The organism is Rhodohalobacter sp., assembly GCF_034521535.1.
Lineage (GTDB): Bacteria > Bacteroidota > Rhodothermia > Balneolales > Balneolaceae > Rhodohalobacter.
Window position 1 is genome coordinate 891732 of sequence record NZ_JAXHMF010000006.1, and the last position, 15714, is coordinate 907445.

Consider the following 15714-nt stretch of genomic DNA (forward strand, 5'->3'; position numbering starts at 1 on the left):
GGGAGTCATTTAGTCCGGAAAAATCATCCGCCGGCTCTTTTTAAGTCTATCAAACGATTAGAAAAGTGTGCTCCGGTTAACTAATTTTCAAGCTGTGATAATTAATAATCCAGACAACTAAAAAATTGTCGGGGTCTTGACGGGAGTGTCTTGATTCGTTCGAGACTGAGATTATATCCTTAAAACTTGAAGCAGTTAATGCTGACGAAAGGAGATTGAGACTCCGATCATTTTCAATCAAACAGAAAACCCCGTTGTGATTCAATTCACAACGGGGTTTTTTATTTACTGCCCGATTTAGAAATCAATTTACTTTAATGGATTTTGGTTTAACGGTTTCCGTTTTCGGAACCACCAGCTTCAAAACTCCATCCTTAAATGTGGCCTGAATCTCCTCATCTTTAATGGAATCGGTTAGAGTAAAAGACCGGTAAAAACTTCCGCGATATCGCTCCTGGCGAATGTAATCTTTCTTCTCCTCTTTCGATTCGGTTTTTCTTTCACCCGTAACCGTAAGTCGTCCATCCTGGTAATTTACTTTGATATCTTTTTTATCCATTCCGGGAATATCCATTTTTATGAGATACTCATTATCGTCTTCCGAAATGTCAACGCTTGGCGACCACATTCTCAAATCAGATCCGCCATTCTCTTTTTTCCAGGAAAATGGAACAAGATCATCAAAAAAATGATCCATCTCTTTCCTGAGCATATCTATGGCTCTCGGTTCTTCTCGCTTAATCATTTTCATTTGAACACCTCTCACTATTTTATTTCAGTATTTAACACATGGAAATAATCATCCATACATAATAGTATGTTTAATTTCTTAACGAACGTTAGCGGAGGGTATGAATAGTGGTGTAAGAAATTATTGAGAAGGAGGATATGGGAATTTCTTACAACCTGAACTCGAATCTTATTTATTTCTCAAAGTTCATCAAGAGTCCCCCTCTGCCCCCCAGTGTCACTTCACTACATTTTTCAATGAGGGGATTAAGGATGAATTATCCATAGCATTAAATCTCAGTGAAGTAGGTGTACTGATTGCATTAAGTTAATACGTTCATTTTTTGAAATGAGTGCAAACAGGATCCCAATAGTAACTCATTTTTATTTAAAAAAAGCGAAAGAACCCTCCGGCCTTGATTGGTGAAGGGGTGGCATAGTTTGCATCAAAGCGCGGGAGACATCACAATATCGGCTCCCTCGGGAGCAATCGATGTTGTGTAACCGCGCGGGCAAACCGTGCCCGGAAGCAATCACAGTCGGGAGTTTTTGGTGACTTTTGGCGGTCCAAAAGTCACAAGGAATACATCTTTAATGATTATAATATTATATAGATTAATTTGGAAGACTAAGGAGGAGAACTAAATTCATTGATTTTTAGATTCGAACTGAGTTTTACACGCTTCAGGTTGCATTAAATCAAGCTTAGTTTCTCATAGTTTGTGTTCACTTTCCACCCATTTTACCGCATGGAAAATCATTTCTGTTGAATTTTTAAAGTCCATCTTCTCTTTAATTCTCGAGCGGTATGTCTCTACGGTTTTGGAGGCGAGGTGAAGCTGCTCGGCAATCTCGCTGCTGCTTTTACCTTTCCCCATCAACTCAAACACTTCCAGTTCACGGTCACTCAGTATATCGATAGATGAAACCGAACCCTCTTTTTTTCCATGCATCGCATTCATCAGTAATTTCTCATTCAGTGAGTCACTCACATAAATTCCACCTTTGAGAACTTTCCGCACTGCTTTTATCAATGTTTCACTCGATTCAAACTTCATAATATATCCCTTAGCCCCGGCCCGCAGTGCCCGTTCACCATATAGTGATTCTTCATGTCGCGATACAACCAATATTTTCATATCGGAATCCTGAAAAATAATATTTTTGACCAGTTCTATACCGTTCATCCCCGGCAGTGAAACATCAACCAGTAACAGATCAGGTTTATCATTTTCCAGAATTTTTAATACATCTTCAGCTTTTTCACACTGATGAATCACTTCTAAATCCGGTTCCATCTCGAGCGTATTAGCCAGGCCTTTCCGCATCATTGGGTGATCGTCTACGATTAATATTCTCTTCTTGAATGAATTACTCATAACTTCCTCTCTGTTATTCGAAATGTTGCATATTATTTGGAATGACGCAACGAATCTGCGTCAACTCATCCGTTGTTCTGGTGATTTCAAATACACCACCCATCACCCGGGCACGGTATTTCATGATTTCAATTCCCGAACCTTCCCTGGTTTTTACGTCATCCGAAAATCCAATTCCATCATCTACAACGGAAAGCGCTGTATGGTGTTCATTATTCGAAAGTCTCACTTTTACGCTGCCCGGTTTTCCATGCCTGATGGCGTTATTAATAGCTTCCTGTGCAATTCTATAAAGATGTAAGGCCAGATTGTGGTCATAAACTTCAGCATCTTCAAAATCGTAAAATTCACAGGATACACCGGTTAATTTTTTTGTTCGCTCACACAGTTCCTGAAGTGCAACACTCAACCCTTTTTTTTCAATATCTACCTGAACCAGTCCACGAGCCAGTGTTCTTGCAAATTCATCCGCTTCCCGAATCATCATTGCAATTTCTTCCACATCTTCAGCAGCTTTCGAGCCGTCCATTTTCAATTTTTTTGCCAGATTTTCAGCGAGCATTCGGGTTCCGGTCAGCATTTGTCCCAACCCATCATGCATGTCTCTTCCAATTTTGCGTCTCTCTTCCTGTCCCGATTCAATAATCCGCCGTTCAAGATTTCTGCGTGCAGTTAAATTTCGAATAATACCGGTATATATTTCCTTATCTCTCCAGGCAACTCTGCTTACCGTAATTTCGATCGGCAAGAGCTCACCCTTATTATTTATTCCCCGCATCTCTTTGCTTTGTCCCGTCATATTTTTATCGAAAGACAGATCTAAACCGAGTAGTTTACTTTCAAAATCTTCATTGAATTGCGGTTGCAATAGAAAATTAAGAGGACGTCCCTCAAGATCTGTTTTTTCGAGTCCAAACAGACGTCTTACAGACCTATTGGAACTCAAAATCTTACCGTTTTTGTCGAATGTAATTATTGCATCGGTTGAGCATTCAAAAACATTTTGAGAAAGAGCCTTTACTTCTTTTAGCTTTTCTTCTGTTTGGATTAGCCTTTCGATCTCGACAACTGAAATAACACAAACCGGAAAATCCTTATCATTCTCTACCATCTTCGCGCGCACATCCAGCCAAACCTTCTCTCCGTCATTTTTTATGCCGTGCCATTTGCCCCGAACAGATTCACCCCGAATGCAAGCTTTTACTACATTTTTAAACGGAGTAATATCCTCATCTCCATACAAATCCCGAACGTATTTCCCTATGAGCTGATTACATTTGAAGTCAAATATTTTATCCGCAGCTGAGTTTGAATAGCTGATACGGCCTTTTAAGTCCGTGATGATCACCCCATGCTGTATGCATTCAATGATTTTTTTACTTTCCGTTATAGTTGGGAATGACATGTAAATTACTCCATTATCTAGAGCGCTACTCAGTTTATATGCTAAAATTAACCGCTTGATCTCCACTCAATATTGAGTGATCGCATCTCTTATTCTATTATCATAGTCAAAATATTTACAAGATGAATCATTAAAACCCCTGCATCCAGGTAAGGGATAACCTTACAAAACATTTCTTTGGATCAATTTTATACGTATCTGTCCACAGGCAACCTTATGTGTATCAACATCAAGGGTATATCGCAATTATTTTTTATCTGTCATTGCACTCCAAGTTATTTTCTATAGGGTTATTCTACGTGACTTTCGTATGCAGATATTTCCGGCATCTTTAAGTCATTCCATCAGCAAAATTCCTTTAAAAAATAATTTCACTACAAATCAAGATATTTTACCCGATTTTAACCATTCAGGAGATACAAGACTACAACGTAGACGACATATAAAATCAACAGGAACGCTCCCTCTTTGCGATCTATAATTTTTTCTGTAATGAAAATAGGTAAACAGAATAGCGCAACCACTCCCATCACCGGAAGATCAAAATAGAAAAGTGAACTGCTGATGTTGAGTCCGTCCGGCAGCATAAATGCCGTAAATCCGAGAACTCCAAGCAGGTTGAAAACATTACTCCCCACCACATTTCCAACGGCAATATCCCTCTCACCCCGAAATGCCGCAATTACAGAAGTGAACACCTCCGGCAGTGACGTTCCGGCTGCGACAATGGTTAATCCAATAATCAACTCACTGACTCCCAATATCCGGGCAGCAGTAATTGCGCCGTCCACAAACCAGCCCGATCCATAAATCAACATGGTCAGCCCTACTGCAATAAATGCCAGATCCCTGAAAAGATCTTTAAAAGACATCTTATTTATTCCACCATCTACAGAGACCTCAAATCCATTTGATACATTTTTCTTCTTTCTTCCAAAATAGATCAGCAGAATGATGTAGAAAATCAGTAAGGAAAATAGGAAGAGCCCCTCAAACCGGCCAACAACAAGATTATAAGAGAACAGCCAGACCAGTCCGGAGAGTACAATCATAAACGGTACATCGTATCGAACCAGTTTTTCCTGCACATTTAAAGGAGTGATAAAAGCCGAAAGGCCAAGTATGAAGAGGATATTAAAAATATTACTTCCGATAACGTTGCCGGCCGCCACATCAGCCTGTCCCGAAAGAACGGTTTTCAGGCTTACAGAGAATTCCGGTGAGCTGGTTCCAAAGGCTACAATTGTTAATCCAATCACTAACGGGGATAGTCCCAGGGCTGCAGCCAGTTTTGAAGCGCCTCTTACCAGAAGCTCGGCTCCGCCAAGCAGAAGAATGAGACCCAGAATAAATAGAATTGCAGTCAAGTTATAAGGGAGTTTTAATTCAGTTAAATAGCCAAGTCATGATTATGATAATCGTTGTATATAAAAAAATTTACTGATAAAATTTCAAATCCCTACTCTCTCACTTTAACTAACCGATAAAACTTTTCCGCCATCGATTAACAATCTTATCAATCTCTCCCCCAATGATGACCAGTGATCCAATTCCAATTATAACCATCCACTGTTCAGCATCAAGAGGTACGGTTCTGAAGACGGTTTGCAGAAATCCTACATGAAGTACTGCCAGATGTGCCAAAAGGGCCGCCGACATACTCGCAAACAGAAATTTGTTAGAGAAAAAGTTAACCTTAAAAATACTTCGATCGAGTGAACGGCAGTTTACCACATGGAAAAATTGAAATACCACCATTTGTGTCATTGCAACCGTTCTGGCAACATCCAGGTCACCACCGGTTTGGTTCATAGCCCACCAGAAACTTCCAATCGTGCCCACAGCCAATACGATACCCACACCTCCCAGACGTTCTATTAACCGCCCGTTTAAAATGCCCTCTTTTACGGGTCGTGGTTTTCGTTTAGCGATCCCCGGTTCACCCGGTTCAAAGGCAAGCGCCACATCCTGCAATCCATTGGTTACTAAATTGATCCACAATATTTGAACAGCAACAAACGGCAGCGGCCAGTTCATAATAACAGCCGCCAGAATAACGATCACTTCACCCACGGCTGTGGAGAGAAGGAAAAATGTAACTTTCCGGATATTTGAAAATACGATCCGACCTTCCTCAATCGCGGCCGTGATTGTGGAGAAGTTGTCGTCTGACAGAACCATGTCGGATGCCTCTCTTGCAACATCGGTCCCCGATTTACCCATGGCTACACCTAAATGAGCGGCCCGAAGCGCGGGTGCGTCGTTCACGCCATCACCCGTAACCGCCACGATGTGACCAAACTCCTTGAGTCTCTCCACAATTCGATGCTTATGCTGCGGGGTGACTCGGGCATAGATATTCACATCCTTCAGCTTTAAATCCAACTCCTCATCCGACAACTGATCGAGCATTTTGCCTTCCAACGCTCCGTGCTCCTCCGGATCCATTCCCAGTTGCCGACCGATTGCAACAGCCGTATCGATGTGGTCTCCTGTAATCATCACCACCCGAATTCCGGCCTCCTGCGCTACTTTCACGGCTTCCAGTGCTTCAGGTCGAATGGGGTCTTCCATCCCCTGTAAACCGGTAAAAATTAGTCCCGACTCAAGATGCTCCTTCCTTTTCACTTTTGTCTCTCCCGTTAAGCGATATGCCATCGCCAAAACCCGCAGTCCCTCAACAGCCATCTCTTTTGCAGCTTCCTTAGCTTTTTCCCTGTCAAGCGCCACTACTTCACCATCTGACAGCTGATGTGAACATCTGTCCAGAACAACTTCGGGAGAACCTTTCATGAAAATGATATTTCCATCTTCCATCCGGTTTAGCGTGGCCATAAACTGCTGCTCCGGCTCAAACGGAATCAGGTCCAGTTCCTTTGCATTTTCCTCTTTATTCCGGAGACTGACTCCTCCTTTAAAAGCCGAAACATGCAGGGCAATTTCGGTAGGATCACCGTGCGGTACACCATCGGCCAGGGAAACTGCATTGGCTTCGTTGGATAGGGTCCCCGCTAACAAGGTTTGATAGAGAGCTGAATTTTTAGTTATTGTTTGCTGATTCCCGTGTTTCTCAATTCTGCCATCCAGCTTATATCCGGTTTCGGTAGTTTCGAAAATCTGATGATCTGCCCAGATTTTACGTACCGTCATCTCATTTTTGGTCAGCGTGCCGGTTTTATCCGACCCGATCACGGTGGTACTGCCAAGTGTTTCAACCGCAGGCAAGGACCTGATAATTGCCTGTCGATTGGCCATTCTTCGTACGCCAATTGCAAGGGTAACCGTCAATACAACAGGCAGACCTTCAGGAATTGCGGATACGGCCATCGCTACAACCGTAATAAATATTTCGGCCGGTGCCATCTGATGAACCAAACCGATAACGGCAATCAGTATGGCAAATCCGACGATCACATAGCCGATCATATGCCCCAGTTTATCAACCTTTATCTGAAGCGGTGTTTTGGTAATCCCAATTTCTTTTACGGATGAGGCTATTTTTCCGAGCTCAGTGGATTTCCCGGTTCTTACTACCAACGCCCTGGCTCTCCCCTGGGCAACAATCGTCCCGGCAAACACCATATTTTTCTGATCACCGGGTACCGGATTTTCATCGTCCAGCACGTCCTCATGCTTTCTTACCACCATCGACTCGCCGGTCAGGGCCGATTCATTCACCTCCAGTCCGTTTGAGTGTAAAATCCTCATGTCCGCTGCCACCCTTCCGCCGGAGGTAAGAAGAACAATATCACCCGGAACCAGATCCTGGCCGGGAATTTCGATTTCATGTCCGTCGCGAATGACCATTACTTTTGGAGCCGCCAACTTGGAAAGAGCTTCAATGGCACTTTGGGCTTTCGATTCCTGAAAATATCCGATCACCGCATTGAGCAATACAACCACCATGATGACAGCTGAATCGGTATAGTCCTGAAGGATCAGGGTTACAAATGCTGCTGCAAGGAGAATATAGATCAGCGGATCCTTGAACTGATGGAGCAGAATTTGCCATTTGGTTAACCCTTGTTGAGTTTCGATCTCGTTGGGTCCATAATAAGCCAGCCGGCGTTGTGCTTCATCAGCCGATAATCCTTTACCATATGAGCTCTCAAGATTTTTGACAGCACTCTCTGCATCGAGGTTGAACCACGGTTTCTCGACGATCTCAGACTCCATTGATTCCGTTTTATTCTGCTCCATATCACTCCTGAATGATTACCCGGAACACCTGCTTTCTATCCTATTAACTAATAATATCTAAATTCGTGCACTTTAGCTGTAAGTTATATTATTAACCTTCAATAGTGGATAACCTGATATCATCCTCGAATAAAATTGAAATCTTATACATTTTCTTTTTCAAGCCATATGGAGTTCATCAGGTCAAGTATTACATTGTCTGAATGAAAAAGAAAACACTTAAAGCATTTAACAAGCTGGAGATACAAAGAGAAGAATTTTTAAATCTTTTCCACAGTCACAGTGAAAATCAGCTTCAATTCCGGCAGGAAGCAAATTCCTGGAATATGCTTCAGGTGATGCGCCATCTGGTGACAGCCGAATCTATGTCTCTCACCTACATTAAAAGAAAGGTGAATAATGCTGATAAGCTTCAAAAGGCTGACTTCATGGCCAAGCTTCGGGCACTCTTACTGAAAATAGCCCTGGCTCTCCCGATTAAATTCAAGGCTCCGAAAATTGCAGAGGTGAAGGAAGAAAACCCTGATTTCGAGTCCACTGTAGAAGAATGGAACAATGTGCGGGAAGAGTTACATGAGCTATTAGAGAATACTGATGAAGCGATCTTTTCAAAAACGATCTATAAACACCCGCGGGCAGGATATCTGACTCTTAAACAGACACTTGAGTTCATGGAAGATCATATCAATCATCATCGTAAACAGATTGGTCGAATTATGAATCACCCACAGTTTCCCGATGAGTGAACGGTGATTTTTTAACTTGTATACAAAATAAAGTCCTTGAATTTGGCAACAAGAGAAGTCCCCTCATTTCCAAGGAGGGGCTCCGAGCGCAGCGATTCCCACGAAGTGATTTAGGGGTGGTTGATTTAGGTTGAGGAGTTAATTTCTTAATTTTTAATTCTCATCGAAATCTGCCCCCATCCCCTGACATTAACCATATATTCCTTAAATCATTTAAAATGATATAAAGTACCTCCACAGATTAAACTGTTTCCCTTATTCCTTTTGGGCCGCCAAAAGGAATCAAAAACTCCCGGGCGGTGATTGCTTCCGGGCCTGGTTTGCCCGCGCGGTTACACAACATCGATTGCTCCCGAGGGGAGCCGATATTGTGATGTCTCCCGCGCTTTGATGCAAACCATGCTATTCCTCCACCAATCAAGGCCGGCGGCTTTTTCGCACTGTTATAAAAAGATTGAGTTAATAATAATTGCCGATTTTTAACTATCCCAAAAACAAAACCTTAATTATATTTGAACTCATTTCGAATAGCGTTCAAATTTGAGTTCGATTTTAAAATTATGATAAAAGATTCTGAGGCTGTCCAATAAGATAATGTACTTCGATAACCGCTTAAATCATTTAGGTTGTTCTTTTAGACTCACCCTAAATCCCTCTCTAACTAATAGAGAGGGATTTATCGTTTAAATGATTTAAGCTCGATTCCTTTTTCTTTTACTTTTAGGACGGCCTCTTGGAGCATTTCAATAAGGATTAAGTATCGAACTCAGGTTTCAAATTTGTTTACTTCCAAATCCGTGATTTCCAGATGAAGCCAGGTAAAATCGCCCTCCGGCAGTTTCCAGGTAACACTTAGTTTAGTGGGAATGCGGTACCCATCGAGTGTGCTGTGTTCTGTTGCCTCAACCACCCATCTTTGCAGTTTTGCTTCCTCACCGCCTCCGTAGTACCGTTCGGCTTCAAATGATGTAAAGTCTCCCTCTTCGCTGAACCGAAAGATTCCCGAAACCTCCTCCCCATTAACAGCCAGCGTGGCTTTTGCGGACAACTCATCGATTTCCTCCCATGAGATATACTCATTCAATGCAGCCGCCGGAAACCAGCAAATTTCGCCCAGGTACCGGATCATGGTCCCACTGTTTATCTTCTCATTATTCTTTTCATTCACAACATTGAAGAGCGATAACAATTTAATGATCATCTCCCCCTGCCCGTCTGTCAGCTTATCCCTTCCGGCCAGATGAACCAATGGCATCATCTGAACCTCTGTTGACCAGTTAAACGCAGGACGCTTCGTATCGAAATACTGCACCGCACTAAACTCCATCCATTTGCCATCCGGTGTGGTCTTCATTTCCCCGGTCTGTTTCAGCCGTACAAACGTCACATCCGGTTTTCCGGGGACTCCGGAATTCTTCAGCCAGGTTTGTACAATAGGTGGTAATTGATCCAAATCTTCACTGGCTATAACTGTGCCTGAAGGACGGGTAACCTGTTCCAGAAACACTGTCTGTTCATGTTCAACCATATTGCTGAACATAAAATGACCGATGGCCGGTATTGCCGCCAGCAATACTATGATATTGGCGATTGTGCCGAATTTAGCATCACCCCAAACGGTGAATATTAAAACCTGGGAAACGATGACAGCAATCATGGCAAGGAAAGGCCATACGCTGTAATTCAATAAATAAGTCAAAGCAGTCATCAGGAATAATACAGTGGCAATCAGCCAGATAATCCCCACCGGTTTGGAGATTGCAGCGGTTAATTGATTTACATCTCCGATATCAAAAGCTTTGAAAAAACCCAGCAGATGAATCAGGCCGTGAATCAGAATAATGAGTGAGAATATTGATTTAACCATAGCTGTTTTGAATTAATCCTCCTGAAATTGAATGGTAATGTATTAACTGCAAAATTCGCTAAGCACGCAAAGTATTTATAATCAATTCATTGAGGATTATAAATACTTTACTAACAGAAAACTCTTGCCAGTGTGAATGGCAAAAAACTCATGTAAAGTCAAAATCCTCGTAGTGTATAGCAGCTTTCGGAACTCCGTTCTTTTTCAGCTGCGGTACCAGCGCTTCCCTCATTGTCTTCGGCCCGCAGATAAAAATTTCTTTCGCTTGAACACCGGATATATCATGTACGGAAAGCAAGCCCTCCACATCCTCGCGGACCAGGTGGACATGAAAATCCTTCATCTTATCTTCTACTTCTTTAAACAGGCGCAGATGGATCGCTTCACTTTCGGTCTTTACACAATAGTAGAGATCTATGTTGTAGTCCGGATATTCTTGTTGCTCCAGGTCGTGTGCCCAGCTTAAAAACGGAGCGATCCCCACACCGCCGCCAATCCACACCTGCTTCGGTTTTCCCTTTCGGTAATCAAACCGTCCATACGGACCCTCGAGCAGTGCAACCGCACCCGGTTTCAGGTTCCGGTAGAGCTGTTTTGTATAATCACCCAGCACTTTTACCATGATTTTGATATGGCCGTCGTCTGATTTGTCACAAACGGTGAATGGATGCGACTCTCTTGAGAGGTCTGAGTCCTGAAAACTGAAAAAGAAGTACTGTCCGGGAATAAACCGGACTCTTTCATTTTCAGGAGTCATGGTAATTTCAATCACTTCCTCATTCAGGGAATCTGCTTTTTCAACCCTGTATCGAGGTTTTTCTATGACCCAATCGAAAAGAACCGATTTATAAACCCAAGCTGTAACACCAATAACAGACAAGGCTGCAAGATAGATAGCCAGTGCCGGGTTGGCTGAAACAGAAAGATCCAGAAAATAGATGTGAAGAATCCCAAGGATAAAAAAGACCCCCATGAATTTGTGAGTGATCTTCCACTTGTCATACGGCAGTTTGATGACAATGGTAACGAGCATCAGGAGGATCAAACCCCATAGCGCCCAGCTTCCGAAGTCAATTTCAACTTTGCGATGTACGGGAAGCAGATACCAGAAAACTTTGTCGAGTTCGCCGGGAATGAACCGCGAAGCCAGGAGGATTGGGTGAATCAGCAACAAAACCAGAGCTGTTCGGGCCATGGTGTGATGCAGGTGGTACATTTTGTCCAGTCCACCAAAGTAATCCTCCATCCACTTCCATCGGGCTGACAGCACAAACGTCAGTGCAAACATTGAAAATCCGGTCAGGGCTGTGATCTGACTGCTGTAAACAAGAAATGGATTCAGGTTGTTGCGAACAGTCGTTTCCGGAAATGAGATTAACCAAAGGGGAATAACCAACAGAGCCACTCCCCAAAATACCAGACTTCCGGAATCACTTTTTTCCATTTCTTTTACCCGTTAAAGATATGACCGGTTCGATACCAAACTAATTCAAGACCTCAACACATGCTATTTCAGCAAGCTAATCAGTCAAATCTCACAATATCCGCTCTTACAGTTACTTTCACCTTTGTATATAAAACCAGGTTCAGGATGTCAGAATCGTACCTGACATTTGTCAGTGCCAATTTCTGACCTTCAATCTCTTCTCCTGACAATTCAAAATTAGTCCAAAGATTTTCGAGTGCTTCAGCATACAGCATTCCAGTTCCTTCAACTCTTGCAATAGCCAAAGTTGTTGCAGATAAACCTGTGGAATAGCTCAATCCAAGCACAAAAGCAGACTCAGATTCACCCATCACATTTGTTGCTGCAATCGTATAGTTTCCATCTTCCAGATTTACGATGGTTTGATTGGCTGCTAAAAAAGCACCTGAACTTGTACATCCAACCAGCATTATTGTTGACAGCAGTAGTAATAGAACTTGATTTTTCATTTCCCCACCTCTTTGAATGATTGATTACTTACCAAATTAGTCTAATTTTAACAGACAAGACATAGGGGAAATACTGATTTATATAGGTTTAGATTAGAATTCTAAGTCTACAAAACCATCTTTATGAACTGCCTTTGTCAATTGGCAAAATGCATCTTCATCAGATCAAAGCTTAGCCTGTCAATTTTATCCGCCTCCGAATGACCGGCCGAAATATTGCTCAAAACAACCACACCTGTTTTCTGTTCCGGATCCATCACAACGGATGACCGATAACCGCCGGTGCCTCCGTTATGCCAATACCATCGGTCACCGCTATCCCGGTTCAGAATAAACCAACCCATCGCTATATCCATACTATCATTCACTTGAAAGGTGGAATCCCGCTGCAGTGACAAAACAGGGTCATCCGGATTGAAGTTAGCCTGAATAAACCGGGATAGATCTTCTGCTGTTGACAAAACTCCACCCGCACCGGCCAAATCTGCCATATCCCAGTTTTTTGCAGAACTTCCTCTTTTAGTCAAACCCGTGACAAGATAATCTTTAATCACCTCCCGGTCGGTTGTGGAACGGCTCATATCCATCGGTTCAAAAATTTTCTTCTGAAGCAAATTCTCGTAACTGCTGTTCTCCAGTTCACTTAGAAAAAGTCCCAGCAAGCCCGCACCCAAATTGGAGTATCGATGAGTCTCCCCGGGATCTCTGGGCATTATAAGATCATCTTTCAGATAAGTTTTTAATTCCTGCGCATCAAAATTTTTGTAGGGATTATTCATATTCCACAAGAAATTCAACGTATATCCACCGGGTAATCTTGGCAAACCGGACGTATGATTGGCGAGCTGCAGAAAAGTAAACTCGGGGTCCCCGGCCATCTCAATATCCAGCGCACTTCTTACCGTCTGATCCTCTCTGATAATTGAATCGTGAATGGCATGGGCCAGCAGCGTGGATGTTAATACTTTGGAGATGGATCCGATCTCAAAAACACGATCATGATTGTCGGTGTTTTTCAAATCATCATCTATGCGATGAGCGCCGTAAAATGAGACGGCAGTATCAGATATAAAAGCGATGGAAAACTGAGTCCCGTTTGGAAATAGACTTAGCGTTGATGCTATTGAATCTACTTCCACTTCAGTTAGCGAATTCGAAACCTGCAACTCATTAACTGCGCTTTCAGGTTCGCTAACACTGCTGCACGAAACAATCAGAATGAGTAATAAAACAAATGGACTGAGAAGTTTGAAGGTCTTCATTTCTATTTATCTTGTTAGGTGTTGAGTTGGAATGAAATTCAAATTCCGGAAACTCATATATATCATTCACGTTTAAAGCTATCCGAATTTTATTAATTTTGTCGTTAACTTGTAATTAATTCTTAACATACCTAATAATACTCAGCCCTTGTCTTCAACCAATCACAGACAGATTACCCTTAACCGGGAGGCGAACGAACATACGCGCCGTCTCAAACGCAGTCTCAACCGAGTAAAGTGGTCGAGCGCGCTCATGCAGATCTTCTGGACGGGCGGACCCGTGACGAGCATCGCTTTAATCGGTGGATATTACATCGGTTACGGCACGATGCCATCAACTGAGTTGCTCATCTATTTTGTGATGTTTAGCGTGCTTTCAGGTTTGGTAGGTCTGGTTGCAAAAGTTGTGAAAGACGGTACTCATGGTCACCTGGAAGAGAGACGCCAGCGGGATATTCTAAACGTGACGGATAAACTGAGCGATTTAATTCTGATTGCCCGAGATAAAATCACTGAAACGTATGAAGGTGAAGCCCGAAGACGGGAAGCAGCACTCCAGCTCCTTCGCCGTGTAGACCTGACACCATTTGGCGTTACTGTTGCATTTTCTGATCTGACCGGCGATAAAAAAGTAGGTGAGGCAATGGGCCAAATTTATACATACCGACGAATTGGACTGCAAACCCGTGTACGAGAGCTTTGTAATGAACATCACGATCTGATTTCGATAAAAATTGAAGAGCTTAAAGAGAACTCCCCTCAAGCAAGTTCTGAATTGAGAAGATGGTTTATCGGCAATCGATCCGGCAAACTGAAATACGGTGTGCCTCGTGAAAAACAGTTTTTACAGAGAATTATGTCGGCCATTGAACTTAATAATCCGCACGTAATGGCCTTCAGAGACGTGGAAGAGATGCTGATCCTTGCCTTTGAACTTATCAACGGCCGCGAAATTCCAACTATTACATTCAGCTATACGGGAAAATGGAAATATGCCAGTGTTCTGGATGAACTTGAGAAAAGCCGGAGTAAGTTCCGTGTTGCCCAAGCAAAGGCAGGCAACCGAATGAGAGCACTCTCCTCCTACCTCATCGAAACCGGACACGCCGATCCCGAACAGATGCCGGAAGGAATCGACATTTCCGAGTTGATTGAAAAAATCACTGCTACTATCGACTCGATGACGCATAAATCTGAGTCCTTGAGTAAAGACGAACTCAGCAAGTCTGAACTTCAAGCTTTTGAAAAAGATCTCGAAACAGCCATCGAATTTTACAGCATGGCTCATGAGGGATCCAAAGAGAGCCTGAAACGTTTTAAGGAGTTAAAAAAGACCTCTGCTGAATGGAAAAAAATGACGACCAAACTGGAGGCTTCCTCAACCGGACTGAAAATTGAATCGGGCCGACGAGGTATTCACATCAATGAAAATGTAATTTCCCTGAATGATGATGCTATTCTGGAAGTGTGTCGCCATCTGACATGGTTTTTCAAAAAAGAGGATGTTCAAAGTAAAAGCGACGCAATTTTTTCATCTCTCAATTATAAAGAGGCTATGACGGCAAGACGTCTTGCTATTGAAATTGCTGTTGCTCTTGAGCCACACATTGGTCTTTCAAAACCGGAAATCCAGCGAAATATCAATGCTACCAAAGCGATCTATCTTGGAAGCATTTCACCTGAAATGAGTGCTGAACAGAAGAAAGAGCTTGCGGAAAAAATGGCCCGTGAAGTCGATAACGGGTTGAACATCGCTGCGGTAAGACTGGCAGAAACCCTGGTAAAACAGTACCACGTAGAACTCACTGAAGGGGCGATCGATTTCTTTGTTCAAAACTATAATGCTTCTCGAAAAACTCTGGAAAACCTGGCCAAAAGTGGCACAAGACGTGACACCGATTCCACTTTTTTGAATCAGCTTCCACCTGCCGTACAGGCTCCTAAACCGGTTTGGAAAAAACAACTTCAGCAGCTGCACAGGCAAGTCCAAAAACTGAGCTAATTTTTTAAAACTGAGATTGTATAGGGATGCATTATTTTTAAAGCTATTACTTCAGTTAAAGCAAAAGAAAAGGCGCACATTTTAATGGGTGAAAGCTGGATCCAATGAATAACTCATGCTTTATTTAAAAAGGAAAAGAACCCTCCGGCATTGATTGGTGAAGGAGTGGCATAGTTTGCATCAAAGCGC

Annotated in this window: 11 protein-coding genes and 1 riboswitch; of the genes, 2 read left to right on the forward strand and 9 right to left on the reverse strand. The window is 42.7% G+C overall.

Annotation, left to right across the window (positions count from 1 at the left end; genetic code table 11):
* Positions 1-131 precede the first annotated feature (131 nt).
* Positions 132-230: riboswitch (TPP riboswitch) on the forward strand.
* Between the two features lie 74 nt (positions 231-304).
* From U5K35_RS16195 to U5K35_RS16215, 5 genes are all read right to left on the reverse strand, one after another.
* The gene (locus tag U5K35_RS16195; protein WP_322572543.1) at positions 305-745 is read right to left on the reverse strand and encodes an Hsp20/alpha crystallin family protein; all 441 of its coding nucleotides are present in this window, start codon (positions 743-745) and stop codon (positions 305-307) included.
* A gap of 697 nt (positions 746-1442) precedes the next feature.
* Positions 1443-2108: a response regulator transcription factor gene (locus U5K35_RS16200; RefSeq protein WP_322572544.1), complete on the reverse strand. Its 666-nt coding sequence runs from the start codon at positions 2106-2108 to the stop codon at positions 1443-1445.
* A gap of 13 nt (positions 2109-2121) precedes the next feature.
* Positions 2122-3513, reverse strand: coding sequence for a PAS domain S-box protein (locus U5K35_RS16205; RefSeq protein WP_322572545.1), 1392 nt, complete (start codon positions 3511-3513; stop codon positions 2122-2124).
* Positions 3514-3914: 401 nt separating this feature from the next.
* Positions 3915-4880: a calcium/sodium antiporter gene (locus tag U5K35_RS16210; RefSeq protein ID WP_322572546.1), complete on the reverse strand. Its 966-nt coding sequence runs from the start codon at positions 4878-4880 to the stop codon at positions 3915-3917.
* Positions 4881-4989: 109 nt separating this feature from the next.
* A complete protein-coding gene (locus U5K35_RS16215) occupies positions 4990-7713 on the reverse strand; it encodes an HAD-IC family P-type ATPase (protein ID WP_322572547.1) in 2724 nt (907 codons plus the stop codon).
* Between the two features lie 203 nt (positions 7714-7916).
* Between U5K35_RS16215 and U5K35_RS16220 the strand changes: the two genes are divergently transcribed.
* Positions 7917-8459: a DinB family protein gene (locus U5K35_RS16220; RefSeq protein WP_322572548.1), complete on the forward strand. Its 543-nt coding sequence runs from the start codon at positions 7917-7919 to the stop codon at positions 8457-8459.
* Positions 8460-9225: 766 nt separating this feature from the next.
* Here the strand turns inward: U5K35_RS16220 and U5K35_RS16225 are convergent.
* The 4 genes from U5K35_RS16225 to U5K35_RS16240 all read right to left on the reverse strand — a co-directional run bounded on the left by U5K35_RS16225 (position 9226) and on the right by U5K35_RS16240 (position 13523).
* Positions 9226-10326, reverse strand: a complete 1101-nt coding sequence (locus tag U5K35_RS16225) for a DUF6544 family protein (RefSeq protein WP_322572549.1) — start codon at positions 10324-10326, stop codon at positions 9226-9228.
* Between the two features lie 148 nt (positions 10327-10474).
* On the reverse strand, positions 10475-11770 hold the full coding sequence (locus U5K35_RS16230; protein WP_322572550.1) for a ferric reductase-like transmembrane domain-containing protein: 1296 nt from the start codon (positions 11768-11770) through the stop codon (positions 10475-10477).
* An 80-nt stretch (positions 11771-11850) separates the two neighbouring features.
* A complete protein-coding gene (locus U5K35_RS16235; RefSeq protein WP_322572551.1) occupies positions 11851-12261 on the reverse strand; it encodes a DUF6567 family protein in 411 nt (136 codons plus the stop codon).
* A gap of 137 nt (positions 12262-12398) precedes the next feature.
* Positions 12399-13523 carry a serine hydrolase domain-containing protein gene (locus U5K35_RS16240; RefSeq protein WP_322572552.1) on the reverse strand — a complete coding sequence of 375 codons (1125 nt, stop codon included), beginning with the start codon at positions 13521-13523 and terminating at the stop codon, positions 12399-12401.
* A 148-nt stretch (positions 13524-13671) separates the two neighbouring features.
* Here U5K35_RS16240 and U5K35_RS16245 point away from each other — a divergent pair, with 148 nt between their 5' ends.
* Entirely contained in the window at positions 13672-15525 is a 1854-nt protein-coding gene (locus U5K35_RS16245; protein ID WP_322572553.1) for a hypothetical protein, read from the forward strand.
* Positions 15526-15714 lie beyond the last annotated feature (189 nt).

Coding starts and splice junctions, on each gene's coding strand:
- U5K35_RS16225 (WP_322572549.1), bottom strand. CDS start 10,326: ATGGTTAAATCAATATTCTCACTCATTATTCTGATTCACGGCCTGATT.
- U5K35_RS16200 (WP_322572544.1), bottom strand. CDS start 2,108: ATGAGTAATTCATTCAAGAAGAGAATATTAATCGTAGACGATCACCCA.
- U5K35_RS16230 (WP_322572550.1), bottom strand. CDS start 11,770: ATGGAAAAAAGTGATTCCGGAAGTCTGGTATTTTGGGGAGTGGCTCTG.
- U5K35_RS16215 (WP_322572547.1), bottom strand. CDS start 7,713: ATGGAGCAGAATAAAACGGAATCAATGGAGTCTGAGATCGTCGAGAAA.
- U5K35_RS16195 (WP_322572543.1), bottom strand. CDS start 745: ATGATTAAGCGAGAAGAACCGAGAGCCATAGATATGCTCAGGAAAGAG.
- U5K35_RS16240 (WP_322572552.1), bottom strand. CDS start 13,523: ATGAAGACCTTCAAACTTCTCAGTCCATTTGTTTTATTACTCATTCTG.
- U5K35_RS16205 (WP_322572545.1), bottom strand. CDS start 3,513: ATGTCATTCCCAACTATAACGGAAAGTAAAAAAATCATTGAATGCATA.
- U5K35_RS16220 (WP_322572548.1), top strand. CDS start 7,917: ATGAAAAAGAAAACACTTAAAGCATTTAACAAGCTGGAGATACAAAGA.
- U5K35_RS16235 (WP_322572551.1), bottom strand. CDS start 12,261: ATGAAAAATCAAGTTCTATTACTACTGCTGTCAACAATAATGCTGGTT.